The organism is Streptomyces sp. DH41 (genome assembly GCF_029813785.1).
Classification (GTDB): Bacteria; Actinomycetota; Actinomycetes; order Streptomycetales; family Streptomycetaceae; genus Streptomyces.
Genome location: NZ_JARVKY010000012.1, coordinates 16106 through 40653, shown reverse-complemented (window position 1 = coordinate 40653; position 24548 = coordinate 16106). Strand labels below are relative to the sequence as shown.

At 70.9% G+C, this 24548-nt stretch carries 27 protein-coding genes and 4 pseudogenes; 17 read left to right on the top strand and 14 right to left on the bottom strand.

Annotated features, from left to right (window positions below):
• Nucleotides 1–14: 14 nt before the first annotated feature.
• From QC283_RS20370 to QC283_RS20360, 3 genes are all read right to left on the bottom strand, one after another.
• A complete protein-coding gene (locus tag QC283_RS20370) occupies nucleotides 15–620 on the bottom strand; it encodes an Rv1733c family protein (protein WP_279563020.1) in 606 nt (201 codons plus the stop codon).
• Between the two features lie 237 nt (nucleotides 621–857).
• On the bottom strand, nucleotides 858–1685 hold the full coding sequence (locus QC283_RS20365; RefSeq protein WP_279563019.1) for an MOSC domain-containing protein: 828 nt from the start codon (nucleotides 1683–1685) through the stop codon (nucleotides 858–860).
• Nucleotides 1686–1727: 42 nt separating this feature from the next.
• A complete protein-coding gene (locus QC283_RS20360) occupies nucleotides 1728–2168 on the bottom strand; it encodes a DUF6643 family protein (RefSeq protein WP_279563018.1) in 441 nt (146 codons plus the stop codon).
• Nucleotides 2169–2466: 298 nt separating this feature from the next.
• On the opposite strand from QC283_RS20360, the gene QC283_RS20355 reads away from it, so the two are divergent.
• Nucleotides 2467–3774, top strand: a complete 1308-nt coding sequence (locus tag QC283_RS20355; protein WP_279563192.1) for a TerD family protein — start codon at nucleotides 2467–2469, stop codon at nucleotides 3772–3774.
• A gap of 21 nt (nucleotides 3775–3795) precedes the next feature.
• Here the strand turns inward: QC283_RS20355 and QC283_RS20350 are convergent, their stop codons facing one another.
• The gene (locus QC283_RS20350) at nucleotides 3796–5022 is read right to left on the bottom strand and encodes a glycosyltransferase (RefSeq protein ID WP_279563017.1); all 1227 of its coding nucleotides are present in this window, start codon (nucleotides 5020–5022) and stop codon (nucleotides 3796–3798) included.
• A gap of 57 nt (nucleotides 5023–5079) precedes the next feature.
• Here QC283_RS20350 and QC283_RS20345 point away from each other — a divergent pair, with 57 nt between their 5' ends.
• The 13 genes and pseudogenes from QC283_RS20345 to QC283_RS20290 all read left to right on the top strand — a co-directional run bounded on the left by QC283_RS20345 (nucleotide 5080) and on the right by QC283_RS20290 (nucleotide 13434).
• Complete coding sequence (locus QC283_RS20345) at nucleotides 5080–5865, top strand: glutamate racemase (RefSeq protein WP_279563016.1); 786 nt, start codon at nucleotides 5080–5082, stop codon at nucleotides 5863–5865.
• 79 nt (nucleotides 5866–5944) lie between these two features.
• A complete protein-coding gene (locus QC283_RS20340) occupies nucleotides 5945–6487 on the top strand; it encodes a hypothetical protein (protein WP_279563015.1) in 543 nt (180 codons plus the stop codon).
• Nucleotides 6488–6637: 150 nt separating this feature from the next.
• On the top strand, nucleotides 6638–8251 hold the full coding sequence (gene lnt / locus QC283_RS20335; protein ID WP_279563014.1) for an apolipoprotein N-acyltransferase: 1614 nt from the start codon (nucleotides 6638–6640) through the stop codon (nucleotides 8249–8251).
• Nucleotides 8252–8319: 68 nt separating this feature from the next.
• Nucleotides 8320–8799 carry an NUDIX hydrolase gene (locus QC283_RS20330; RefSeq protein WP_279563013.1) on the top strand — a complete coding sequence of 160 codons (480 nt, stop codon included), beginning with the start codon at nucleotides 8320–8322 and terminating at the stop codon, nucleotides 8797–8799.
• 54 nt (nucleotides 8800–8853) lie between these two features.
• Nucleotides 8854–9654, top strand: a complete 801-nt coding sequence (locus QC283_RS20325; protein WP_279563012.1) for a 3-hydroxybutyrate dehydrogenase — start codon at nucleotides 8854–8856, stop codon at nucleotides 9652–9654.
• A gap of 545 nt (nucleotides 9655–10199) precedes the next feature.
• Entirely contained in the window at nucleotides 10200–10394 is a 195-nt protein-coding gene (locus QC283_RS20320; protein ID WP_279563011.1) for a hypothetical protein, read from the top strand.
• Between the two features lie 159 nt (nucleotides 10395–10553).
• A complete protein-coding gene (locus tag QC283_RS20315; protein WP_336620656.1) occupies nucleotides 10554–10916 on the top strand; it encodes a tyrosine-type recombinase/integrase in 363 nt (120 codons plus the stop codon).
• 9 nt (nucleotides 10917–10925) lie between these two features.
• Nucleotides 10926–11249: a helix-turn-helix domain-containing protein gene (locus tag QC283_RS20310; protein ID WP_279563010.1), complete on the top strand. Its 324-nt coding sequence runs from the start codon at nucleotides 10926–10928 to the stop codon at nucleotides 11247–11249.
• Nucleotides 11188–11466, top strand: coding sequence for a hypothetical protein (locus tag QC283_RS20305; protein ID WP_279563199.1), 279 nt, complete (start codon nucleotides 11188–11190; stop codon nucleotides 11464–11466). Before QC283_RS20310 ends, QC283_RS20305 begins: the two co-directional genes overlap by 62 nt.
• 198 nt (nucleotides 11467–11664) lie before the next feature.
• Nucleotides 11665–12060, top strand: coding sequence for an MmcQ/YjbR family DNA-binding protein (locus QC283_RS20300; protein WP_279563009.1), 396 nt, complete (start codon nucleotides 11665–11667; stop codon nucleotides 12058–12060).
• On the top strand, nucleotides 12057–12425 hold the full coding sequence (locus tag QC283_RS20295; RefSeq protein ID WP_279563008.1) for an MmcQ/YjbR family DNA-binding protein: 369 nt from the start codon (nucleotides 12057–12059) through the stop codon (nucleotides 12423–12425). The genes QC283_RS20300 and QC283_RS20295 overlap by 4 nt, the downstream gene beginning before the upstream one ends.
• Before the next feature lie 78 nt (nucleotides 12426–12503).
• Nucleotides 12504–12794 (top strand): annotated as a pseudogene (locus QC283_RS39460) (GMC family oxidoreductase N-terminal domain-containing protein); the annotation flags it as partial.
• Between the two features lie 148 nt (nucleotides 12795–12942).
• Nucleotides 12943–13434: a GMC family oxidoreductase gene (locus QC283_RS20290; RefSeq protein WP_279563007.1), complete on the top strand. Its 492-nt coding sequence runs from the start codon at nucleotides 12943–12945 to the stop codon at nucleotides 13432–13434.
• Nucleotides 13435–13603: 169 nt separating this feature from the next.
• On the opposite strand, the gene QC283_RS20285 is transcribed toward QC283_RS20290, so the two are convergent.
• From QC283_RS20285 to QC283_RS39630, 5 genes and pseudogenes are all read right to left on the bottom strand, one after another.
• A complete protein-coding gene (locus tag QC283_RS20285) occupies nucleotides 13604–14506 on the bottom strand; it encodes an NUDIX domain-containing protein (protein ID WP_279563006.1) in 903 nt (300 codons plus the stop codon).
• A 130-nt stretch (nucleotides 14507–14636) separates the two neighbouring features.
• Nucleotides 14637–15905 (bottom strand): M15 family metallopeptidase, encoded by a 1269-nt coding sequence (locus QC283_RS20280; protein WP_279563005.1) that lies wholly within the window; start codon nucleotides 15903–15905, stop codon nucleotides 14637–14639.
• On the bottom strand, nucleotides 15902–16087 hold the full coding sequence (locus QC283_RS20275) for a hypothetical protein (RefSeq protein WP_279563004.1): 186 nt from the start codon (nucleotides 16085–16087) through the stop codon (nucleotides 15902–15904). Before QC283_RS20275 ends, QC283_RS20280 begins: the two co-directional genes overlap by 4 nt.
• Nucleotides 16088–16185: 98 nt before the next feature.
• A pseudogene (locus QC283_RS20270) lies at nucleotides 16186–16449 on the bottom strand (transposase); the annotation flags it as partial.
• Between the two features lie 126 nt (nucleotides 16450–16575).
• Nucleotides 16576–16701, bottom strand: a pseudogene (locus QC283_RS39630) (hypothetical protein); the annotation flags it as partial.
• A gap of 268 nt (nucleotides 16702–16969) precedes the next feature.
• Between QC283_RS39630 and QC283_RS20265 the strand changes: the two are divergent.
• The gene (locus QC283_RS20265) at nucleotides 16970–19120 is read left to right on the top strand and encodes an MMPL family transporter (RefSeq protein WP_279563003.1); all 2151 of its coding nucleotides are present in this window, start codon (nucleotides 16970–16972) and stop codon (nucleotides 19118–19120) included.
• Nucleotides 19121–19326: 206 nt separating this feature from the next.
• On the opposite strand, the gene QC283_RS20260 is transcribed toward QC283_RS20265, so the two are convergent.
• From QC283_RS20260 to QC283_RS39625, 3 genes and pseudogenes are all read right to left on the bottom strand, one after another.
• Nucleotides 19327–20775 (bottom strand): HAMP domain-containing sensor histidine kinase, encoded by a 1449-nt coding sequence (locus tag QC283_RS20260; protein ID WP_279563002.1) that lies wholly within the window; start codon nucleotides 20773–20775, stop codon nucleotides 19327–19329.
• Nucleotides 20772–21464 carry a response regulator transcription factor gene (locus QC283_RS20255; protein ID WP_279563001.1) on the bottom strand — a complete coding sequence of 231 codons (693 nt, stop codon included), beginning with the start codon at nucleotides 21462–21464 and terminating at the stop codon, nucleotides 20772–20774. Before QC283_RS20255 ends, QC283_RS20260 begins: the two co-directional genes overlap by 4 nt.
• Before the next feature lie 139 nt (nucleotides 21465–21603).
• A pseudogene (locus tag QC283_RS39625) lies at nucleotides 21604–21750 on the bottom strand (hypothetical protein); the annotation flags it as partial.
• A gap of 33 nt (nucleotides 21751–21783) precedes the next feature.
• Between QC283_RS39625 and QC283_RS20250 the strand changes: the two are divergent.
• Nucleotides 21784–22083 (top strand): hypothetical protein, encoded by a 300-nt coding sequence (locus QC283_RS20250; protein ID WP_279563000.1) that lies wholly within the window; start codon nucleotides 21784–21786, stop codon nucleotides 22081–22083.
• 244 nt (nucleotides 22084–22327) lie between these two features.
• Here QC283_RS20250 and QC283_RS20245 read toward each other — a convergent pair whose 3' ends face one another.
• On the bottom strand, nucleotides 22328–22765 hold the full coding sequence (locus QC283_RS20245; RefSeq protein WP_443032656.1) for a winged helix-turn-helix transcriptional regulator: 438 nt from the start codon (nucleotides 22763–22765) through the stop codon (nucleotides 22328–22330).
• A 139-nt stretch (nucleotides 22766–22904) separates the two neighbouring features.
• Here QC283_RS20245 and QC283_RS20240 point away from each other — a divergent pair, with 139 nt between their 5' ends.
• Nucleotides 22905–23777, top strand: a complete 873-nt coding sequence (locus QC283_RS20240) for an aldo/keto reductase family oxidoreductase (protein ID WP_279562998.1) — start codon at nucleotides 22905–22907, stop codon at nucleotides 23775–23777.
• A gap of 187 nt (nucleotides 23778–23964) precedes the next feature.
• Here QC283_RS20240 and QC283_RS20235 read toward each other — a convergent pair whose 3' ends face one another.
• Nucleotides 23965–24387, bottom strand: a complete 423-nt coding sequence (locus QC283_RS20235; RefSeq protein WP_279562997.1) for a DUF2267 domain-containing protein — start codon at nucleotides 24385–24387, stop codon at nucleotides 23965–23967.
• Nucleotides 24388–24548: the final 161 nt, after the last annotated feature.

Sequence of the window (24548 nt, the reverse complement as noted above, 5' to 3'; positions counted from 1 at the left end):
GAGGCGGAAGCCCGTCAACTGTCCGCGCCGGTCCTGCCCCAGTCCGGGCCCACCCGCCCCCATTCCCGCTCCAGGCGGGCGTGACGGTGGCGGACCATGCGCCACACGACGATCCGCCGGGCGGTCTCGACCAGGGCCGCGGCCGACACCGCGGCGCCGACCCCGGCGAGTACGGCGTGCGTCGTCGCGGTCGCGGAGTCCAGTGGGCGGGCCAGCGTCCGGCCCCGCGCGTCCGTCCATATCGCGAACCGGTCTCCGGCGCGCGGATCCTCGATGCCCACCAGGACGGGGGCCTCGTGCCGCGAGCCGTCCGGTGCCGTCCAGTGGGCGAGGACCCGGCCGCGCAGGCCCCCGGCGGACGTCCCCTCCGGATCGATCGTCAGCTGTGAACGCTCCAGGACACGGATCACGGTGGCCGCCACCCGGTGCCGGGACGCGTGCTGTTCGCGCACCGACCGCTGCAGGGCGTCCTGTGCGACGCCACCCACGAGCGCGCCGGCCAGCGGCGCCACCGACAGGATCAGCAGCAGTCCGGCCAGAGCCACCCACGCCTCGGTCAGGTCGGTCGTGCGGCACAGCGGGTTGTGCCGCCAGCGCCGAAGCCCCGTGATCGCCCGCACGACGCCCGCCCCCTTCCCGCTCCGTGCCTCCCCCGGCCGAGCCGTTCACGCGCGGTTCGGTCAGGCAGCGCGCGCCACCTCCTCTCGGTGGCACCTCCCGGCCGGTTTCTCATGAACGTCTCATAAAGCTCAACGCGCGGGCCCGGGACCGGGTTCCCGCCCATCGGCGGCTACCCGCGACGGGCCCTCGGGAGGGGAAACGGGCTCCCGGCGGGCTCACGGAAGGGACAGCGGCCGTCACTCGACGACCCGGACCGGGTCGTCGACCCGGATGGTGCCGCGGCCCACCGGGACCAGGTTCTGCCCGAAGACCAGCTTGCCGCCGACGCGGCGGTGCTGCCCGAGGCTGTGCAGGGGCTCCCTGCCGCGCCCGGCGGTGCCCTGGTCGGTGGTCGTCACGACGCATCGCCCGCACGGCTTGACGACCCGGAAGGAGACCTCACCGACGGCGATGCGGGACCAGCCGTCCTCGGCCCACGGCGCGGTGCCGGAGACGACCACGTTCGGCCGGAAGCGGTTCATGGGCAGTGGGCCCTCGGCCGCGTGCTCGCCCTCGGCGATCAGGGAGTTGAGGGCGTCGAGGGAGGCCGTCGTCACGAGCAGCAGCGGAAAGCCGTCGGCGAAGGAGACGGTCTCGCCCGGCAGCGCGTACCGCGGGTCCACCGGCCGGCGCGTGGCGGGATCGTCCAGGTACACCAGCCGCACGTCCGCTCCGAGGAAGGCGCTGCACCAGGCATGCGCGGCCGCGTCCTGGGCGGGGAGCACCTCGACCTTGTCGCGGAAGATCTGCGCCACGACGGTGCCCACCGCGCGCGGGACCGGCACCGTGAGCGGCTCCAGGCCGGGAGCGGACAGCCGTACGCCGCCGCCGGGCAGAAGCTCGGCGGCGGCAAGGGCGAGGCGCGGCTGCTGGCGTTGCGTGACGACCTTTCCCCCGTCGTCGATCAGCATCCAGCGGCGGTCTCCGGTCAGCCCCCAGGGCTCCACGACGGCCTCCCGGAGCGACAGGCTCCGGGACGCCTTGACCGGATGGACGTGAATCGACTGCAGTCGCGCGTTCCCCATGAGGTCATCGTGCCAGGTGGCACCGGCGACCCCGGGGACGGCTCAGTAGCCGCGGTACTGCTGCTGGTTGTACGGGTCCTGGTACGGCGCCGGGGCCGGCCGGGGAGCCGCGGGGCGCATCGCCTCGTACCCCGCGGGCCCGGGCGCGGCCGGGCGTGGCTGCTGTGGCTGCTGGGGGCCGGGGTACCCGCGCGGCGCGGTCGCCTGGTGCGGGATGTACGCGGCCGGGGCCTGCTGCAGCGGGGCGGGCTGCGGTGCCTGCTGCGGGTAGCCGTAGGAGGGCTGGGACGGGCCCGCCGGGAGGGCGGGCAGAGCCGAGGGAAGCGCGGGCAGGTGGCTGCCCGGCGCGTCGTACGCGGCGGGGACCCGGATCGGGGCGATCTGCGGGGTGCCCCGCTCGGCCACGAGCGAGTCGTAGATCGGAGTGTCCGGGAAGGAGGCGGAGTAATAGCCGCCGCCATAAGTGGAGCGGGGGGAGGTCATGGCACATAAGTTAAGCCCACGATGTGCTGGTTGGGGAGACCGATAAGAGGGTTGTTTTCCGTGTCCGCCGTGACCTGGCATCCCCAATACGAGCGAACTTCGCAAAATAGGGCGTCACGTCAAGAGATCTTGGGGTAAAGGCCGAGTTCCGGGCAGGTTACCGGCGGTTGTCCGGGCGCCTTCCCGTACTCGGCGTGAGGGGCGCGCGGCGGGGGGGAATAGGTTGGGATCGGAGGACTTGGCGAACCGCCGGGGCGCGGCCCGGTCCGGTGACACGCGATGGGGGGCGGACATGTCAATGTCGAAAGGGTCGAACACGCCGGTGCCCACGACGGCGCTGCGGGTGGAACTGGGCTGGCGATCCGGTCCAGGCGTGCCCGACGCGGACGCCTCGGCCCTGCTCCTGGTGGGCGGGAAGGTCCGCTCCGACGCGGACTTCCTCTTCTACAACCAGCCGGCGCACTCCTCAGGGGCGGTCCGCCACGAGGGCAAGCGGGACGCCGGCGGCCGGGTGACCGACAGCCTCCTCGTCGACCTCGCACGCGTGGAGCCCGCGATCGAGACCGTGCTCCTCGCCGCCTCCTCGGACGGCGGACCGTTCGGGCGGATCCCCGATCTGTACATCGAGGTCCGCGACGCCGGGCGGAACACCGTGGTGGCCCGTTTCGACAACCCGGGCGCGACCGTCGAGACGGCCTTCGTGCTCGGCGAGTTCTACCGCCGCCAGGGCGCGTGGAAGTTCCGCGCCGTCGGCCAGGGTTACGACAGCGGGCTCGAGGGACTGGCCACGGACTACGGCATCTCGGTGGACGAGCCGCAGCACGCGCCCCCGCCGGCCCCACCGGCATCCCCGCCCGCCCCACCGGCACCCGCTGTCACCATGCCTTCGCCGACACCCCCGGCTCCTCACGCGGCACAGCCCACCGCCACCCCGCCGCCCCCGCCCACGGCGCCCTCCGCCGAGCCGGTCCGCCTGACCAAGGTCACGCTCACCAAGGCGGCACCCTCCGTGTCGCTGACCAAGCAGGGCGGCACCTCGGGCGCCTTGCGCGTCAACCTCAACTGGCAGGTGCGCAAGCAGTTCTCCGGCTGGGCCCGCAAACTGGGCCGCCCGGTCGCCACGCACGACGACCTCGACCTCGACCTGTGCTGCCTGTACGAACTCACCGACGGCAGCAAGGGAGTCGTCCAGGCCCTCGGCAACGCCTTCGGGTCCCTGCGGCAGCCACCCTTCATCCACCTCGACGGCGACGACCGCACCGGCGCGGTGTCCTCCGGCGAGAACCTCACCGTCAACCTCGACCACAAGCAGTACTTCCGGCGCGTCCTCGTCTTCGTCACCATCTACCAGGGCGCGCGCTCCTTCGCCGACCTGAACGCCACGGTCACCCTCCAGCCGCAGCACGGCGCCCCGGTCGACTTCTCGCTCGACGAGTGCACGGTCCCCTCGACGGTGTGCGCCCTCGCGCTGATCACCAACACCGGCAGCGACCTGGTCGTCCAGCGCGAGGCCCGCTACCTGGTGCCCGAACGCGGCGTGAGCCCGCAGCGAACCGTCGACCACGCCTACGGATGGGGCATGAACTGGACCCCCGGCCGGAAGTGAGGAACCCCCGGGCCCAGGCGCTCAGCCTTCTTCGGGCACGGCGTCCGGCCGGGCGTAGGTGCGGCCCTTCCACGCCGCACCGCGCCCCCGGTAGTGCTGCACCGCGGAGTCGACCGTCATCAGGAGATACAGGAACGCGGTGAACGGCAGCAGCGGGGCGAGCCACACCGGCTGCCGGTAGTAACGCAGCATCGGCACGTACGTCCCCGCCATCACCAGCCACGAGGCGGCGCCGAGGACGGCAGCCGTCGCACTCCCCGTCGCCGCGCCCACGACCACCGCCACCGGCGGCACCAGGTACACCAGCGCCAGGCCGGCGACCGTTGCGGCCAGCAACAGGGGGTTGTGCCGCAGTTGCGCGTACGCGCTGCGCGAGACCATGCGCCACAGGTGGCGCAGCCGCGGATACGGACGCACACTGTCCACCCGGTCGGCCAGCCCCAGCCAGACGCGGCCGCCGCCGCCCTTCACGGCCCTCGCCAGGGCCACGTCGTCGATGACGGCGTGCCGGATGGCGTCCGGAATCCGCGCCCGCTCGGCGGCCTCGGTGCGCAGCAGCACGCAGCCACCCGCCGCTGCCGCCGTCCGTGTCCGCGTCGGCCCGGTGCCCCCGTTCGCGCCGGTGCGGTCCTCGCCGATCCACCGGAACGGGTACAGCTGCGCGAAGAAGTAGACGAAGGCAGGCACCACGAGCCGCTCCCAGACGCTCTCCACCCGCAGCCGGGCCATCTGCGAGACGACGTCGAAACCGCCGGCGCCGGCCGCCGCCACCAGCCGGCGCAGACTGTCCGGCGCGTGGGCGATGTCGGCGTCCGTCAGCAGCAGGTACTCGGGCTCACGCGCGCGCGCCAGCTCGATGCCGTGGCGCACCGCCCACAACTTGCCCGTCCAGCCGGCGGGCGGTTCCCCCGGCGAGGCCACGGTGAGCGGCAGACCCTCCTGCCGCCGGGCCAGCTCGCACGCCAGCTCCCCCGTGCCGTCCGTGCTGCCGTCGTCGATCAGGAAGACCTCCACCCGCCCCGGATAGTCCTGGGCGAGCAGCGGCGGCAGGCTCGCGGGCAGCATCGCCGCCTCGTCACGTGCCGGGACGACGACGCACACGGAGGGCCAGGCATCGGGCTCCTCCAGGAGCGGCAGTCTGACGTCCGTACGCCAGAAGAAGCCCCGGGCGAGCAGCAGCCACAGCCAGGCGGCGAGAGACAGGGCGGTCACGACGGTCACGACGGAGGTCCACGCATCGGCGCTCACGTGCGCAGTCTGCCCCACGGCCGGGGCCCGCAGCGGCCCATCGTCTATGGTGGCTCGGTGAAGATCGCTCTCATGGACTCCGGAATCGGTCTGCTGGCGGCCACCGCCGCGGTACGGCGCCTGCGACCGGACGCCGATCTCATCCTCTCCCTGGACCCCGACGGCATGCCGTGGGGACCGCGCACCCCCGAGGACCTGACCGAGCGGGCCCTCGCCGTCGCCGAGGCCGCCGCCGCGCACCGTCCCGACGTCCTGATCGTCGGCTGCAACACCGCCACCGTCCACGCGCTGCCCGCACTGCGTGCCCGGCTGGAACCCGCGCTGCCGGTCATCGGCACCGTCCCGGCGATCAAGCCCGCCGCGGCCGGTGGCGGCCCCGTGGCGATCTGGGCCACGCCCGCCACCACCGGCAGTCCTTACCAGCGCGGTCTCATCGAGCGGTTCGCCGACGGAGCGACGGTCACCGAGGTGCCGTGCCCGGGGCTCGCCGACGCCGTCGAACACGCGGACGAGAACGCGATCGCCGCGGCCGTGGCCGCCGCGGCGGCCCTGACACCCGACGCGGTAACGACCGTCGTCCTGGGCTGCACCCATTACGAACTGGTCGCCGAACGCATCCGCGCCGCCGTGCAGCGCCCCGGCGCCCCGCGCCTCGTCCTGCACGGCTCCGCCGGTGCGGTCGCCGCCCAGGCGCTGCGCCGGATCGGTGCCCGCCCCGACCCCGGGGCGCCGGCCGAGGGCACCCTCACCGTGCTGCTGAGCGGACGTGAGGGCCCGCTGCCCGCGCCCGCGCTGGCCTACGACGAGGGCCGGCTCCTGCGAGCTGTGACGCCGGCCCGCTGACCGGCGGGGACGCCCGGTCGGCCCAGTCACCCTGCGCGACGAGGTACCCGCGCAGCGAAACATGAGTAACCTCATATCCATGAGGCATCGCCACGGCGAGACCACCCCCCAGCCGGACGTCTGGACCGGACGTGCCACCAACCGGGTCCAGTGGTTGCTGGCGCTCATCGGCGCCGCCTGCGTGGCACTCGGTATCGCGCTGGCCGTCGAATCGGCCTGGGAGTCGGGCGTCGCCCCGCTGGCCATGGCGGTCGTCGGCTGCATCGCGGCGGGACTGCTGGTCCTCTTCGGCACACTGGCGTTCGTGCACGTCGCCCTGAGAGTCGACGAGGAATGCCTCGAAGTGCGCTGCGGCCACATCGGCCTGCCCCGTCGCCGCATCCCCCTCTCGCACGTCGTCGGCGCCGAGTTCGCCCCGCACGTCACCCCACGCCACTGGGGCGGCTGGGGCTACCGATGGCGGCCGGAGAAGGGCACCGCCGTCGTCGTACGGAGGGGGGAGGGCGTGATCCTGCGGCTGTGGGACGGCCACACCTTCACGATCACCGTGGACGACGCGGAAGCGGCCGTCCAGGTCATCAAGGACCGGCTGCGGCCCAAGGCACCGGGACCGGCGCACTGAGCGCACCCCGGCGCTGAGCCGCCGCGAGGCCCCGGAGCGGAGCGGCTCCACGACCGCGTGTCGCACCGGCCGGCACCGGTCGCCCAGGGCCTCGCGGCGACCGCGGACCGAGCTGTCGGCTGCACGGTCACCCGCCGTACACTCCGGGGGGTGACAGCCACCGCAACCTCCGTCGGCGAGTCGGACCGGACACAGCCGCAGACCACACCCGCCTCGCGCGTCGCCGCGCGGCTCCTGCGCCTCCTCCCGGCCGCTGCCGCCGCGCTCTCCGGAGTGCTGCTCTACGTCAGCTTCCCGCCGCGCACCCTGTGGTGGCTGGCCCTGCCCGCCTTCGCCGTCCTCGGCCGGGTGCTGCGCGGCCGCGGCTGGAAGGCGGGCCTCGGCCTCGGTTACCTCTTCGGTCTCGGCTTCCTGCTGCCGCTGCTGGTGTGGACCGGCGTGGAGGTCGGCCCCGGCCCATGGCTCGCCCTGGCCGCGATCGAGGCGATCTTCGTCGCGCTGGTCGGCGCGGGTGTCGCCGCGGTGTCTAAGCTGCCGGCCTGGCCCGTGTGGGCGGCGGCGCTGTGGACCGCGGGAGAAGCCGCACGCGCGCGCGTGCCCTTCGAAGGCTTCCCCTGGGGCAAGGTCGCGTTCGGTCAGGCGGACGGCGTCTTCCTGCCGCTCGCCGCGGCCGGCGGCACACCGGTGCTCGGCTTCGCCGTCGTCCTGTGCGGGTTCGGCCTCGGCGAAGCCGTTCGCCTGGCCGTCCGGGCACGCCGCACCCGAGAGGTACCGCGCGGCGCGGCCGCGGTGGCCCTCCTCAGCGTGGCCGTACCCGTCGTGGGCGCCGTGGCCGCCCGGCCGCTGGTCAGCGACAAGGCGGAGGACGGCACCGCGACCGTCGCCGTGATCCAGGGCAACGTGCCGCGCGCGGGTCTCGACTTCAACGCCCAGCGGCGGGCCGTACTCGACTACCACGCGCGCGAGACGCGGCGCCTGGCCGCCGAGATCAAGGCCGGCAAGGTCGACCGGCCCGACTTCGTGCTCTGGCCGGAGAACTCCTCGGACATCGACCCGTTCGCCAACCCCGACGCCCGCGCCGTCATCGACCGGGCCGCCAAGGAGATCGGCGCGCCCATCTCGGTCGGCGGCGTCGTGGAACGCGACGGCAAGCTGCTCAACGAACAGATCCTGTGGGACCCCGACAAGGGCCCGGTCGACACCTACGACAAGCGGCAGATCCAGCCCTTCGGCGAGTACCTCCCGCTGCGCTCGCTCATCGGAGCGATCAACGACGACTGGACCTCCATGGTCAGCCAGGACTTCAGCCGGGGCACCGAACCGGGCGTGTTCACCATGGCCGGCACCAAGGTCGGGCTCGTCACCTGCTACGAGGCCGCCTTCGACTGGGCGGTGCGCTCCGAGGTCACCGACGGCGCCCAGATGATCTCCGTGCCCAGCAACAACGCCACCTTCGACCGCAGCGAGATGACCTACCAGCAGCTCGCCATGTCCCGCGTCCGCGCGGTCGAGCACAGCCGGACCGTCACCGTGCCGGTGACCAGCGGGGTCAGCGCGATCATCATGCCGGACGGGAGGGTCACCCAGAAGACCGGCATGTTCGTGGCGGACTCCCTGGTCCAGGAGGTGCCCCTGCGCTCCTCCGAGACGCCCGCCACCCGGCTGGGAGTGGTACCCGAGATCGCTCTGGTACTGGCCGCGGCCGGCGCACTCGGCTGGGCCGTCGGTGCCGGTGTGCGCGGGCGACGCGCCCGCGACGTGTAGCCGTACGCCCGCCGCACGCCCCGCGGTCTCGCCGGGAGCTGCCCGAGGGGCCCGTTAGGGTCGTACGCATGGCTACTCCCGACTTCATCCGCGACCTGCGCGCCACGGCCGGACACCAGCTGCTCTGGCTCCCCGGAGTCACCGCCGTCGTCTTCGACGACGAGGGCCGGGTACTGCTGAACCGGCGGTCCGACAACCGCCGCTGGTCCCTGATCGGCGGCATCCCGGAACCGGGGGAGCAGCCCGCCGCCTGCGCCGTGCGCGAGGTCGAGGAGGAGACGGCCGTACGGTGCGCCGTCGAGCGGGTGGTCCTCGTCGAGGCGCTGAACCCGGTCACGTACGAGAACGGTGACGTCTGCCAGTACATGGACATCACCTTCCGCTGCCGGGCCGTCGGCGGCGAGGCCCGGGTCAACGACGACGAGTCGCTGGACGTGGGCTGGTTCGCCGTGGACGCCCTGCCGGACCTCAGGAACTTCGGGCAGGACCGGGTCAAGCAGGCACTGTCCGACGCCCCCACATGGTTCGACCCCACTGGTTCCGTCTGAAGTGTGGGGCGCGCCCACATGGGGAGCGGGGCGGGCCCTGCCTAGGGTCGGAACATGACCTCGCCCAGTGTCCTTCCGGCCCCCCACGCCTCCTCGCTCGACCTCGCCGGCCGTACCGCCCTCGTCACCGGCGCCGCCGGCGGCATCGGCCGTGCCTGTGCGCAGCGGCTGGCCGCCGCGGGGGCCAAGGTCCGGGCGATCGACCGGGACGCCGCCGGGCTGGACGCCCTCGCCGGGAGCTGCGGGGGCCTCGCGGGCAGCGTCGAACCCCACGTCCTGGACCTGACCGACCTGGACGCCGCGGAAGTCGCCGCCGCCGGCACCGACGTCCTCGTCAACAACGCCGGACTGCAGCTGGTGCGGCCGATCGAGGAGTTCCCGCCGGACGTCTTCCACACCGTGCTCACCGTGATGCTGGAGGCCCCCTTCCGGCTCATCCGCGGCGCCCTGCCCCACATGTACGGGCAGGGCTGGGGCCGCATCGTCAACATCTCCTCCGTCCACGGCCTGCGGGCCTCGGCCTACAAGGCGGCCTACGTCTCCGCCAAGCACGGGCTGGAGGGACTGTCCAAGACCGCCGCCCTCGAAGGCGCCCCCCACGGCGTCACCTCGAACTGCGTCAACCCCGCCTACGTGCGCACCCCGCTCGTCGAGCGGCAGATCACCGACCAGGCCCGGACACACGGCATTCCCGAGGAGCAGGTGCTGACCGACGTACTGCTGCGGGACAGCGCCGTGCGGCGGCTCATCGAACCGGAGGAGGTCGCCGAGGCCGTGGCCTACCTGTGCGGCCCGCAGGCGTCCTTCGTCACCGGCACCTCACTGGTCCTGGACGGCGGCTGGACCGCGCACTGAGCAAGAGGGGCGGCCCGCACACCGAGCCGGGTGGTGCCCTCGGCGGTCCGGGTTCTCCACAGGGCTGCCGGGACGACCGTGCGATGGGGAATCCTGTGATGTGCCGTCCGGGACGCGCAGTTCAGGGTGATTTGACAGTACGGTGCTGACTCCCGTGCTGGTTTGGTGCTGACTACGCTCCGTGGAACTCGGGCATCTGGGATTGATCGCCTCAGAGTCGTTGCATGGCAGGCGACCGGACTGAGAGACCGAGACCGGCTTGCCCCTCAGCCGCCGTCGGCGTGGGCAAGGCGCTGTGTCTGGGCGCGGTGCATCCTGGTCCCAGGAGGTTCTTCGTCCGCTGGCGGTACATCATGAGAAAGGGTCTGTTGCACGATCGGGTGACATCTGAACTGGCTCGCCCTGTGGGGCGGGTGGGAAGGATGTCGCTGTGCCCAAGCCCTATCCGGAAGAGTTCCGCGAGGAAGTCGTACGGGTCGCGAGGAATCGCGGCCCGGGCGCCCACTGAGAGGTGGTCGACGATGGTGGTGGCGTAGGCATGGGCAGTGCCGACGTACGCCGAACGCGGTGGTCATCCGTGGGAGCGTGTCGTCGAGACGACGAACGAACTTCTTGCGGCCGTCGGTGACATCAAGAACACCACCCGGCTTGAGACGGCCCTCGAAGCGTTCGGACAAGCCGTCGTAGCGGTATCCCAGCCCCGCTCATCCATGTGGGCGCGCCTCCGCGGCCGGGCCTGACGGCGCGCGAAAGGGCCCGGTACCGACGGGGGACGCAGTACCGGGCCCCTCGACCACCGTAGCCGCGCTGGGTACTACTCCTCGGCCGCGGTCGTCGGATCGTGCACCGGAACCCGCTCCAAGGGCTCTGCGCCCCGTCGGCGGACCGTCCTGAGCGTGATGCCCTGGGCCGTGGAGGCGGTCGACGACTACGTCACCGACATCCGACCCCGCCACCGTGCCGCGGCTGGCGCGGCCCTGTGGCCCACCGAGCGCGCTGGCCGGCTGCAGAGCCGGGAGATCGAGGACCGCTTCGCGGAGTACCGCGACGCCCTTGGGCTGGACTCCGATCTTGTGCCGCACTGTCTGCGGCACGGCCACGTCACCCATCGGATTGAGGACGGCGCCGACCCGGCGTTCGTCCAACGGCAGGTCGGTCACCGCTACGCCTCGACGACGGCGCTCTGCACGGGGGTGAGCGGGGACTTCATGAACACGATGATGCGCAAGGTCTTGGACAAGGCCCTGCACCAGGAACAGTAGGGAGACGACGTGACGACGAAGCTGGACTACAGATGGCATCTGCGGGAGGTCATGGCCACCCGCGGCATGTTCTCCACCACCGATCTGCGGCCCTTGTTGGCTGAACGCGGAATCGACCTGTCGGCCAGCCAGGTCTACCGGCTGGTGGTCGAGCGTCCGGAACGGCTGAGCCTGACCACGCTGATGGCGCTGCTGGACATCCTCCAGTGCCGCATGGAGGACCTGATCGAACCGGTGGCCGCCCGGGCGTCGGACAGGAAGGCGGCAGCGGGTGGAGGACCACGAAAGCATCGATGGGTTCCTGGACGAGCTGGACGGGAAGCTTCACGCTGATGCCTACGACATGCGCAGCCCGCGCGTGCAGTTCGGCGACGACATGGCGTTGCTGACCTTCCAGGTGTACGCGGACACCAACCTCATCGACATGAAGTACAACTGCATCGAGCTCTACCAGAAGGAGGAGGATTCGCAGTGGCGCGTCATCCACTCCACATGGTCCTTCATTCGGCCCATGGACATGGACTTCGGCTCAGCTGAAGAAATCGTCTGAGCGCATCGCCCGGCCTGGCGAACCCTGATCGTTCACGTGGTGGCTGGTAATCGTTGGGGTGTCAGGCCGCGGGTGCGCCCCTCTGCGGCGCAGCAGGGGCCTCCTCGTGAGCGTCTGCGAAAGAAGGGCCGGGAAAGCGGAGCCGACGGTTGGCCGAGCACTGGGCCCCGTCGCGCAGGGAGCAAGGAGCTGAACATCATGAACGGCAAGAAGCTGCAGCAGATGGCCGCCGAGTGCGCCGAGGGCCTGCCCGGCACAGCACTGGAGCACCCCTTCGGTCCGGAGTGGGACGTGCACAAGGTGCGTGGCAAGGTCTTCATGCTGATCACCGACGTCACCGGGGAGCCGATGGTGATCGTCAAGTCCGCCCCCGACGAGGCGGCGGCGCTGCGCGAGCAGCACTCCGAGATCACTCCCGGCTACCACATGAACAAGAAGCACTGGATCACCCTGGAGGGCGGCGGCTCCCTCGACCGCGGTCTCGTCGAGGAGCTGGTGACCGATTCCTATCTGCTGGTGGTCGCCAATCTCCCGAAGGCGCAGCAGCCGGTGGACCCGGCAACGTTCGCCGGGCATGACCGGACCCAGCGATGACCCTCACCGGGGTGCGGCTGCAGCAGGCGGCACGCCGCGCGGCCGAGGCACTGCCCGGCACCAGCAGCGGGCGCCCGTTCACCGAGAAGCTCGATGTCTACAAGGTCGCCGGGAAGGTCTTCCTGATCGTCACGGACGACCCCGACGAGCGGATCATCACGGTCAAGGCCGATCCGGAACACGGACGGAGCCTTCGGGTCTCGCATCCCTCGATCACCGCCGGGCGCTACCTCGACAAGACGCACTGGGTCTCCGTGGGCGCCGGCCCGGGCATCACCGCCGCCCTCGTCGAGAACCTGGTCACCGACTCCTACGACCTGGCACTCGGCTCGGCTCCCCGCAGCCGGCGGCCCGAGGGAACCTGACGCCACCCGAGCACCGGAAGAAAAACACCGTCATGCCCAAGACCATGCACGCCATCCTCCTGTCCGGACCCGTCGCCCCTGACGAGCTCACCGTCACCGACATGCCCGTTCCTGAAGCTCGCGGGCGCCGTAACCTCACCATCCGGCGCAAACCCTCGTGGACCGTGTCGTGGTGGAGCGGGGCCGGGCGGTCGGGGTCCGGCTCGCGGACGAGCAGGCGTCCCTACTGCGGCGCGGCAGGTCGTTCTCGCGGCCGGTTCTTACGGCAGCCCGCCTCTGCTCCTGCGCTCGGGGATCGGGTCGGCCGGGCACCTGCGCGACCTCGGCATCCCCGTCGTGGCCGACCTTCCGGGCGTGGGCGCCCACCTCCACGACCATCCGACCGTCACCCTCTCCTTCCCCGCGGATACCGACCTGCCCGACCCCCACGCCGCCGTCCTGCAGATGTTCCTCACCTGCTCCTCCACTGCGGGAGGCGAGACGGACCTGCACATCTTCCCCCTGGGCCCGGAGACCGGTGAGGACGGGAACGCCGTGCTCACCCTGTTCGTCGGGCTACTGCGACCCCACTCCCGCGGCCGGCTGCTGCTGCGCTCAACCGCCCCCCCGGCAGTCGCCCCTCATCGACCCGGGCTACCTCAGCGACCCACGGGACGGCGAACGCCTGGTGAAGGGAATGCGAGTGGCCCGCCGCCTGGCGCACACCCCGCCGCTTCAGGGCTTGCTGGGCGAGGAAACCACCCCTGGGCCCTCCGCCAGTGACGAGCAGCTACTGCAGGCGCTGCGGCAGACCCTGGCCACCTACCAGCATCCGGTGGGCACCTGCCGCATGGGCCAGGCGGACGACCCCGAAGCGGTCGTGTCAGCCACCGGTGCCGTCCACGGCCTCGAGAACCTGTACGTCATCGACGCCTCGGTGATGCCGTCCCTCCCCTCCGCCAACCCCAATCTCACCACCATGGCCATCGCCGAGCACTGCGCCGCCACCCTGCTCCTGCGAATCGTGTGAATCGCGGCAGCGTGCCCGGGGCCGGGCAGGTGCCACTCCCACCCGTCGCACACAAGGGCAGCTCGGGCACTACGAGCCGCCCGCGGGGCACCTATTGCGCAACTTCTGATAGCCGGAACTACCAGCATCCTCGGCGTGCACGGCTGCCTCCTGGTGGGTGTGCTGGGGGTCAGGTGTGCGTGATCAGGTAGGCGGGGCCTTCGCCGCGCCGGGCTCGTTCGATGGCGTCGAGGCGGGCGAAGGCGCGCGGTGCCATCAGCTCCTGCCAGGTGGCGAGGTCGTGGACGGCCCACATGTCGTGCTCGGCGGGATCGAGGCGGATCCGGCCGAGCTGGCTGGCGGTCAGCCGGCCTCCGTCGAAGATGAGCCCCACCTTGTTCAGCGGCAGGCGCGGCCCGGCGTGCAGGAAGTGCGTCAGGAGCAGCTTCGGTGTGTCCAGGCCGAGTTCGAGGCTCGTCTCCTCGATCGCCTCTCGCCGTGCGGTCTGCAGCGGGTCCTCACCTGGGGCGTCCAGGTTGCCACCCGGGAACTGCCAGAGTCTTGAGCCGTAGACCGAGCGGAGCTGGACGGGCCGGTCGTGCTCGTCGCGGATGTAGAGGCAGCCGTACACCGTATGGTGGGGGACGGTCTGCGCGTACTCCTCGGCCGTCATCGGCATGGGGCGGCCGGGCCGGGCCGGGCGGTGGTCGAATGCGAGGGCGAGAACGCCGAGGGCTTCCTTGGCCGGCGAGTAGATGCTGCGGAGGTGGGCGAGCAGCTCTCCGGGCGGCCCGTCCGGGTCGATGCGCACGGTGTCCTCCGAGCTGAGCAGATCCTCGAAGGAGTGGTACGGGGTGATCCGCTGCACGATGACATCGAGTTCCCGCCCGGTGTCCCGGTCGTGGAAGACGACCGTGGCACCGACTGCGACGGCGCGCTTCTGCGGGGTGGCCACCCTCACTTCGATCGTCTTGCGGCCTGCTTCCACTTGGCGGTAGTACCGCCCGAGCAGGTGCATGTGGTGCTCTTGTGGTTCGTCTCCGGTCGCCGGACTCGGGACGGCTGGGATCGCCTGCTGGGTGTCGTCAGGCACACGTGCCTCCGTTCGATGCGGTCCGTCCGTTGCGGCCTTGGGATCGCAGGCGCGCCAGGGTGCGGTGGCCGCGCTCCTGTGGTTCCGGACCGGCGTGGGTGGCGAGAAAGTGGACGAGGATGCCGGCTCGCTAGGGCAGTTCGATCGGTCCGTAGCGCGCGTGCGGCTCCTGCCGCATCAGCGCGCCGTACCGATCCGCTACCGAGAAGTGCCAGAACTCGGTTCCATAGTTCGTGAAACCTGCGTTCTCCATAGCGTTGAGCAGCAGCGTGCGGTGGTGGCGCGCGCGATCACTGAGGTTCGGGGCTTGAGTGAAGCAGGCCCCGTCGCTCTCCTCGGGGGAGGCATTGACGCGGGTGCCGAGGTCGAGTTCGTGGCCGTCCTGGTCGACGAGGGTTACGTCCACGGCCGCGCCCGCGGAGTGGGGCGCGATCTCCGGCGGCGACACGTACCGGCTGGCGGCCTGGTGCAGCTGCTCAGCTGCCCAGTCGGGGTGAGCGGCGGCCAACTCGTCCCGGTACTCGGTGAAGTAGCGCTGCTGTAGGGCCGGCGGCCGGTAGCCCTCGATGAACAGAAGGTCGGTGCCGGCGGGCAGGAGCGAGCGGGCGTGCTCCAGCCGGGCCAGTACGCCCTCCCGGACGTGGGCGAACGCGCCCAACGGATCCTGCTTGCGGGGATCGACGCGGAAGCCGTGGTCACGCACGTCGACGAGCGGCTCCCCGCACTCGCGCACAGGGACCGCGGCGACCCGCGGATCGGACATCAACACCGGACTGCTCATCGAGTCTCCCTGCGACGGCTTGCACTGCGGCGGTGGGATGGGGGAGGCAGAGGCCAGGTCGGTTTCGCGCAGGATGCGCGCGATGGTGTCCTGCAGCGTGCTGTCGGCCGGGACCACGGTCTCCAGACCGCCGGGCAGCAGATCCAGCTCGCGGTACCAGGAGGTGAGGTGGTCGTCGGTGACTTGCTCCAGGTAGGCGGCATCCGCCTTCGAGGCGTGCCGGGCCAGCGTTGCCTCCAGCGGTACGTCCAGGTAGTAGCAGCTCGAGATGCCGCGGTGGTCGCGTACCAGAGACGTGATCATGTGGCCGTAGCGGTCGGCGTACAGGATCCCCTCCAGCACCACGTGAAAGCCGGCGTTCAGTGCGTCGCGTGCGATCCTGCCCAGCAGGGCGATGTTGGCGCCGCGCGCGGTGTCGTGTTCCCTGAGCACGTTCCTGCGGATCACGTCCTGGCCGATGATCGCGATACCGCGGCCGTAGTGATCTCGCAAGCCCTGGGCCACGCTTGACTTGCCTGACGCCGAGTTGCCGCGGATCACCACGAGGTGGGTGTCCTGACGGCCGGCCGTGGTTGCAGTGGATACACGGCGGTGTGCGCCGCTCGGTGTGCCGGTCATGCGGGCCATCCCGTCTCGCTGTACAGCTCCCCGTTCTGGATCTTTCCGATGGCCACCCGGGTGTAGGGGACGAGGTTGTCGGGCAGCGTGACGGGGTCCCAGAACTTCCACTGGGTGCACTTGTCCGGTTCGCGCAGTTCTGGTTCGCCGCTCCAGGCGCGGGCACGGAAGAACAGGCCCATGCGGGGCCGGTCTCCGGCCTTGTCGATGTGGTGGACGAACCGGGATCGTCCAGCTCCATGGCCATGGCGTACTCGAAGTCGATGCGGCAGCGGACCGCCTCGGCGGCCTGCCGGTCCGACAGGCCGAGCAGGAACTGCAGCACACAGACTGTGGCCAGCTGAGCAGGCGAGAGACCCGGACGCCCGTCCCGCGGGTACCAGTCGGCGAAATCCTCGTCGCACCACAGCCCATCGAGGCGGTCACCTACCCATATCGCCGTCGTGCCACCCGTGTTGCTCGCCTGCGCGACCTGCGCGGTCAGAGGCGGGACATGCTCACCGGAACGGGGGCGGAGGGACAACGGGCACCTCGACAGCTGCATCGATCGGAGGAACTACCCGAGCATGCCCGTCGATCATGCTGTCGCACCGGGAAACTCCAAGATCCCCGACAGAGTCAAGCTGAAGGGCTGCGGTGGTGGCCATCTCGCGGACGAGCGGGTACATCATCATGACGGCAGGTTCGCCTGCGACGGATATGCCGCACCCGGCGCCCTCCTCTGCGTGGCGCGCCGCAGCCACCTGGACAGCGTGATCGGGTGGACGCCGAAGTCGGGGGCGATCTGTTCTGGCGAGACGCCGGCCCGCGGCTGCGCGCGACCCGCACGACGTCCTTCGTGGAACCCCTTCGGCTACGGCTTGAACACTTCAGGCCGCCTCTCAGCAAACCAGGTCAGGCATCACCTGTCCGTGGGAGCAGTCCCACGCCATCACACGGGCGCGCGCGCTGGGCACATGGTTCTGCCAACCGGCCTGAGCAGCCCATTAACGGTCGTCTCAGGTTCGCTCAGTAGGAAGTGCGCATCCAGATGAGCGATGCAACTCGCATGTAGGAGGCTAGTGATGGCAGTCAACACAGCGCCGTCCGGGAAAGCGCCGGCCGGTCGGTTGGCAGGCCGGTGGGTGCCATGGTTGGTGATCGGCCTGTGGCTGGTGCTGGCTGCGGGCATGGTGCCGCTGAGCGGGAAGTTGAGTTCGGTCACCACCGACAGCGCCGTGGACACCCTGCCGGCCGGTGCCGAGTCCACCAGGGTGGCGGCGCTGGACGACAGTCTCCCCGGTGGTGAGGACAGCACGTTCGTCTTCGTGTACCACCGGGCCGGCGGCATGACCGCCGCCGACCGCGCGACGGTCGAGCGCCACTACGACACCCTTGCCAAACGGTACCCGCCGAAGACGACGGAGGCGGCCGGCGAGGACGACGAGGGCTCACCGACGAGCCTCTCCACCGACCGCGAGGCGATGACGTTCACCCTCGATGTGAGCACGGCCTACGGCCCACCGGAGGAGATCGTCGGCCCGTTGCGTGACGCCGCGAAGGACCGCCCCTCCGGTCTGGAACTCGAGGTGACGGGACCGGGCGCGATCGACGGTGACATGGATGCCGTCTTCGACGGCATCGACGAGCAGGTCCTCCTCACCACCATTGCCGTCGTCACGCTCCTGCTGATCCTCACCTACCGCAGCCCGGTGTTGTGGATCATCCCGCTGGTGGCCGTCGGCGCGGCCGCACTGACCTCGATGGGGACCGTCTACCTGCTCGTCAAGGGCTCCGGCATCGTGGTCAACGACCAGAACTCGGCGCTGCTGACGATCCTGGTGTTCGGCGTGGGAACGGACTACGCGCTGTTGCTCATCGCCCGATATCGGGAGGCACTGCGCCACCATGAGAACGTCCGGGTCGCGATGGTCCACGCGCTGCGCGGCGCGGCGCCGGCCATCGTCGCGTCCGCGGCCACCGTGGTCGCCGGCCTGCTGTGTCTGCTCGTCGCGGACCTGAACAGCACCAGCGGGTTGGGCCCGATCGGTGCGGCCGGCATCCTGTGCGCGCTGGTGGCCATGCTGACGCTGTTCCCGGCGGTGCTCGTGGTGCTCGGCAGGCGGATCTTCTGGCCGGCCATCCCGCGGTTCAGCACGGTCGTGGAGGAGAAGCCGGGGCTGTGGGGACGGCTCGGCACCGCCGTCAGCCGCCGCCGGTGGGTGGCGACGCTCGGCTCGTTCGGAGTGCTCGGCGTGCTCGCCCTGGGGCTGGCGGACAACACCGGCGCCCTGCGGGAGCAGGACCAGTTCCTGTCCGCGCCGGAGTCGGTCACCGGCTTCACCGTTGTGCGCGAGCACTTCCCGGAGCTCGGCGGCCAGCCGATGACGATCTTCACGCGGCCGGCGCACCAGGAGCGGGTGCTCGACGTCGTCGAGGACACTCGCGGTGTGGCCCTGGCCGTCCCGGAGGAGACCGTCGGTGGCTGGGCCAACATCTCCGTGTTCCCGAAGGACGCGCCGGACACCGCCGCGGAGTACGACACGATCAAGCGGGTGCGCACCGCCGTGCACGCGGTGAGCGGGGCGGAGGCGATCGTCGGCGGGCCGAGTGCGGAGAACCTCGACACCGAGGTGACCACCAGGCGTGACGAGAAGCTGGTGATCCCGCTGGTGCTCGTCGTCGTCCTGATCGTCCTCGGGCTGCTGCTGCGCGCGGTCCTGGCCCCGCTGGTCCTGATGTCCACCGTCATCGTCTCATTCGCCGCGGCCTTCGGCGGCAGCGTGTTCGTCTTCGACACGATCCTCGGGTTCAAGGGCATCGACTATTCGGTGCCGCTGCTGGCGTTCCTGTTCCTGGTGGCGCTCGGCGTCGACTACAACATCTTCCTGGCCAGCCGGGCCCGGGAGGAGACCGTGCGTCTCGGCACCAGAGAGGGCATGCTCAAAGCCCTCTCGGCCACCGGTGGCGTCATCACCTCGGCAGGCCTGGTCCTGGCGGCCACGTTCGGGGTCCTCGTCACACTTCCGCTGGTGATGCTGGTCGAGGTCGGGTTCCTGGTGGCCTTCGGCGTGCTGCTCGACGCCCTGCTGGTGCGGTCGGTCCTGGTGCCCGCTCTTACCTTGCTGATCGGCCGCCGGATGTGGTGGCCGAGCCGGCTGTCCCGTCCAGCGGCAAAGCTGCCGGACGGTCAACAGCCGCTCGCCGGTAAGGAGGAGCCCGCGCTGCAACGGTGAGCGCGGCGGCACGGACGAGATCCGGGACGGGGACCCAGGCCCGTCCCGGATCCTTTTCGTGGGCCCGACGGCCGCCGCCCTCTGGTCCTGCGCCACGCGCCGGGGTTGGGGTCGGCGCGTCGCGGTGTCCTGCCCCGGTGGTGAGCCGCGGGGGGCCATGGCCGAGGGCCGCCGTCCCTTGTCCCGCGCCGCGCCGCCGGGGCGGGTCAGCACGCCGCGGTGTCCTCCCCGCCGGTGAGCCGCGCGGGCGGGGCGGGTGGGGCAGCGGCCGGAAGGTCGAAGCGAAGCAGCGCGCCACCGCGTGCGGAGCGGGCGACGGTGGCCCGGCCGCCGTGGGCGTCGACGACCCGCTGCACGATCGACAGCCCCAGACCGGATCCCGGCAACGCCCGGGCGCTGTCGGCACGGTAGAACCGGTCGAACACCCGCGGTACGTCGGCGGCGTCGATGCCCGGCCCGGCGTCGTCGACCTCGAGCACCACCGACGCGTCCTCGGCACGGAGCCGGACCTGGACCGGCTGGTCCGCGGGGGACCACTTGCCGGCGTTGTCGATGAGGTTGAGCACCGCCCGCTGGAGGGCAGCGGGACGCCCGCTCACCCACACGGAGGTCACGTCGAGCGCGACCTCGATGTCGGGCGTGCGGGAACGTGCCCGGGTCGCGGCGGCCGCCACCACGTCGGCGAGGTCGAGCAGCTCGGTGTTCTCGTCGCTGACGTCACCGCGCGCCAGGTCGGTCAGCTCGGCGACAAGGGTGCTCAATTCGGCCACCTGGGCGCCGAGATCGGTCAGCAGCCGGGTCCGGCTCTCCGCCGGTAGTGCGCTGTCCAGGGTGCCGCGCCGATCGAGCCGGATCAGCAGCTCGACGTTGAGGCGCAGGCTGGTGAGCGGGGTCTTGAGCTCGTGGGCGGCGTCCTCGGCGAGCAGCTGCTGGGCCCGCCGGGAGTCCCGGAGCGCGGCGAGCATGTCGTTGATCGACTGGATCAGCCGCCGGATCTCCCCACCGCCCTCGTCCGGGATGTCGGCGTCGAGATCCCGGGTGTGCGCGACACGTACCGCGGCGGCGGTCAGCCGGTCGATCGGTGCCAGCCCGGTCCGCGCCACGGTCCGCCCGACAAGGGCGCCGCCGGCCACGCAGAACAGCCCGATCAGCAGCATGCCGAACCCGAACTGGTTGATCGGGCTGTCGTCGGCGACCTGGGCCACCTGGACCGCGCCGTCGCCCGCCCGCAGCGTGTAGATGAGGTAGCCCTCTTCGCTGTCGTTCGACTCCATCAGGTCGGCCGACGCGCCCTGCGCCACGCGGCCGGCGTGCTCGCTGACGGGGGGCAGCGCGGGTTGGCCGGCCGGCGTCCGGGTCGAGCCGTCGGGCAGGATGACCCGCACCAGCCGACCGGATCCGGGATACGGCGGTAGCTGGACCTGCGCCAGACCGGCGCGCTGCGCGTTCGCCGCCAGGATGCGGGAGTCGGCGCGTAGCTGATTCTCGGCGGTGTCCCGCAGCTCCCAGTCCAGTAGCTCGCTGGCCACCTGGAAGGCCACGAACACGCTGACCGCGATGGCCGTCGCCGCGATCACCGTCAGCCTGGTCCGCAGGGACCTCCGGCGCCACCATCGGGTCAGTCGGCGCGCTTTCCGGCCGGCGGGCCTGCTCACGGAGGAGTCTCCCGCAACGTGTATCCCAGGCCGCGCAGCGTGTAGATCAATCGCGGCTCACTCTCGGCCTCCAGCTTGCGGCGCAGGTAACTCACGTATACCTGGAGGTTGTTGGCGGTGGCGCTCATGTCGAAGCCCCAGATCGCCTCGAACAGCGCGTCGCGGGTCACGACCCGGGTCGCGTTGCTCATGAGGACCTGCAGGAGGGAGAACTCGGTCCGGGTCAGGCGCAGCGGCCGCCCGCCCCGCCACGCCTCGAACCTGTCGGGATCGAGCCGGACGTCGGCGAACGACAGGATCTGCGACTCCCCGTCGGCCGGCGTGCGCCGGCGCAGCAGGGCCCGCACCCGGGCCAGCAACTCCTCGGTGGCGAACGGCTTGGGAAGGTAGTCGTCGGCGCCCGCGTCCAGCCCCGTGACCCGGTCGGAGACCTGGTCACGGGCGGTCAGCATCAGCACCGGCAGATCCCGACCCGCGGCCCGCAACCGCCGGCAGGTCTCCAACCCGCCGAGGCGAGGCATCATCACGTCGAGGATCAGCAGATCCAGCGTGTCACCGCCGGCCCCAACGACCCCGTCGAGCACGGCGAAACCGTTGGCGACGGTGCTGGTGTCGTAACCCTCGACCTGGAGCACCCGCTCCAGCGACTCACGGATGGCCGCTTCATCATCCGCGATCATGATCCGCACGCCGGCCCGCCCTCTTCCAGTCGATGTTTTTGCCGCTCATTGTCCCCGATCAACCTGAGACCAGGATTAGAGCGTCGCTGGGGAGGGACCGCTCTTACGGATACCTTGGTCGTGGCGTGGGGCGGGTGGATCAGGCCGGTCAGCGGGTCGGGCGGGAATCCGAGCAGGGCCAGAACACGCTGCGGGGATCGGCAATCCACTCGCCGATCGCTGTGATCGAGGCGGCGCCGGACAGGACGGCGCAGGCCGCATCGGTGAGCAGGGCTGTCCACGGGTGACGGATGCCTCGACAGGCCCTCGATCAGGGCACCGTAACCAGATGACTGAGTTCAACGATGCCTCACCACGTAGGACACGGTCTTTCCGCCTCCTCCTGGCCGCCGCGGACGGCGATGCCCTGGGCCAGGCCATCGGTCACTTCCTCCGGGAACGCCAGGTCCCGGCCCTCGGACGAAAGGTGATCGCCGTCGACGGCAAGACACTCCGCGGCTCTCGCACCACGAAACAGCCGGCCACCGCCCTGCTCGCCACGATGACCCGATGCGGCCAGGTCCTCGCCCAACGCCAGATCTACGGCACGGGCGGTTGGCTTATCCCTGTCGGCTCGGGTTGTTGGTGACACTGGGTAACCGTGTTTGGAGGCCGTCGGGGCAGGGGAGCACGCTGCGACGCAGGTCGGCCGGCACCGAGTCGACACGCCACGGGCCCCGTGCTGGTTCCGTGCTGACCTCGAAGGCCGGAATCATGGAAAACCGCAGGTCCTAGCCCTGGTCGGATGAGTCGTCGTTCGCGTGCACCGGCTCTTCGGAGTTGAGGGTGTGAGGCCGGGAACGTAGCGCTGCTGGACGGTCGGATGTGAGGCGTCAGGAGGTGCGAGCGTCGTAGTTCTCGCGGTTTGCGAGGACCTCGGCCATGTGCGTCTGCGCCCAGTCTCTGAGCCCGCGCGTCATGTGATGGAGCGAGAGGCCGAGGTCGGTCAGCTCGTAGGAGACGGTGACAGGGACGGTTGGCGTCACGGTACGGGTGAGCACACCATCGTGCTCCAGCGACCGTAGCGTCTGGGTCAGCATCTTCTGGCTGACCCCGGCCAGAAGGCGAGAGATCTCGGAGTAACGCATCGCCTTCGGAGCGTCTGCGTGTGCTGCACCGGACTGGCCGGGGCTGTTGTCGCCCCCCAGCGCGCACAGGATCAGGATGACCCACTTGTCCGAGATGCGGTCGAGCAGTTGTCGGCTGGGGCACCCTGCCAGAAACGCGTTGTACTCCACCTTGGCCTGAGCCCTCTTCTGGGCTGCCTTCATCGTCGTCACTGGTCGCACCTCTCACGGATGGGTGGGTTACGCACTCTCAGGTGCCTACTTCCCAGCAGGGAGTTTCTCTCCAATGCTGAGGCAGGGAGGCAGCAGACGCCACCCCCAAGCGCACGACGAAAGGCGACAAATGAGCACACCCTCCCTCTCCCTTCCCGGCGGTACCTGGCCTCTGGGTGACCTGACCGTCACCCGGTTCGGCTACGGCGCCATGCAACTGGCCGGCCCGTGGGTCATGGGGCCGCCTGCCGATCGCGAGGGTGCCCTGGCCGTTCTGCGTGAAGCGGTCGACCTCGGTATCACACACATCGACACCAGCGACGCCTACGGGCCACGCGTCACCAACGAGTTGATCCGTGAGGCGCTGCGCCCCTATCCCGAGTCGCTGCACATCGTGACCAAGGTGGGCGCGACCCGCGACGAACAGGGTGGCTGGCCCGCGGCCCGGCGACCCGAAGATCTGCGCCGCCAGGTCCACGACAATCTCAAGTCCCTCCGGCTCGACGTGCTCGACCTGGTCAACCTCAGACTCGGCAACGCCGAAGGTCCTCAGCCCGGCTCGCTCGCCGAGGCGTTCGAGACGCTCGTGGAACTGCAGCAGCAGGGCCTGATCCGCCATCTCGGGGTCAGCAACGCCACCGGGGAGCAGGTCACCGAGGCACAGAGCATCGCGCCGATCGTGTGCGTGCAGAACATGTACAACCTCGCCCACCGCCACGACGACCAGCTCATCGACCGGCTCGCAACCGAAGGCGTCGCGTACGTGCCCTTCTTCCCCCTCGGCGGCTTTACCCCGCTTCAGTCCTCGGCGCTCTCGGCGGTAGCCGCTCGACTGGAGGCGTCGCCGATGTCCGTCGCACTGGCCTGGCTGCTGCGGCGATCACCGAACATCCTGCTCATCGCCGGCACGTCATCGACAGCTCACCTGCGCGAGAACATCTCCGGCGCGGGACTCTCCCTCTCTCAGGAGGACTTGACCGAGCTGGACGTCATCGGTCGCTGAATGCCCCAGCGCTGTGTCACACCGGAGGTGGCAGCTCACCCCGCGTCGGTGGCCGGGTAGGCGTCGAGGTCTTCCTAGGAAGGGGGTTCCTGCACCAAGCCCGTCCGGAAGACCTCGACGTCGCACGAGGACCCGGTGACGGCTCAGGAGCCGGGCCGGGCGCCGGGCGCGGTGGCGCGGTCGCGGTTCAGTCGCCGTCCACGGTGCGGCCCACGGGCAGGAGTTCGCGGATGTCCGCGGGCAGCGCCCCGGCCACCTTCTCCGTCAACTCCGGAGTGAGGGCGGCGTCGAGCACCTCCAGCACGGCGGCGGCCTCGCGCAGGGCCTGGTCCTCGTCCGTCGCCGCGCGGCCCGCGATCCGGCCGGCGAAGACGGTGAGGTCGAATCGTTCGGCCGACGTGTCCGAGTGACCGTCGGGGAAGGAGCCCGTCACCTGTCGCATGGTGGTGGCCAACGGGGGAGGCAGTTGGGCGGCCGTGTGATCCGCGAGCCCTGACGGCAGCCGCTCGGCCAGTGTCTCCAGTACGGCCCGCGTCGCCTGTTCGGCAGAACCCCGGTCGGGCAACTGAGCGAGCGCCTGAACTTTTCCGATCATCTCGTCATGCTGCATGAGGTGGGCGTCCTTCCTCATGGTGCGTTCCGGCCGAGAGAGCCGGTAGCTGGGCAAGGGGCGAGTACCCGGAGTTCCGCCGCTACACCGGAAGCCGGGGACGGGGACGGGGACGGGGACGGGGACGGGAACGGGGCGGGGTCGAGCGTCGGGGCAGTCCG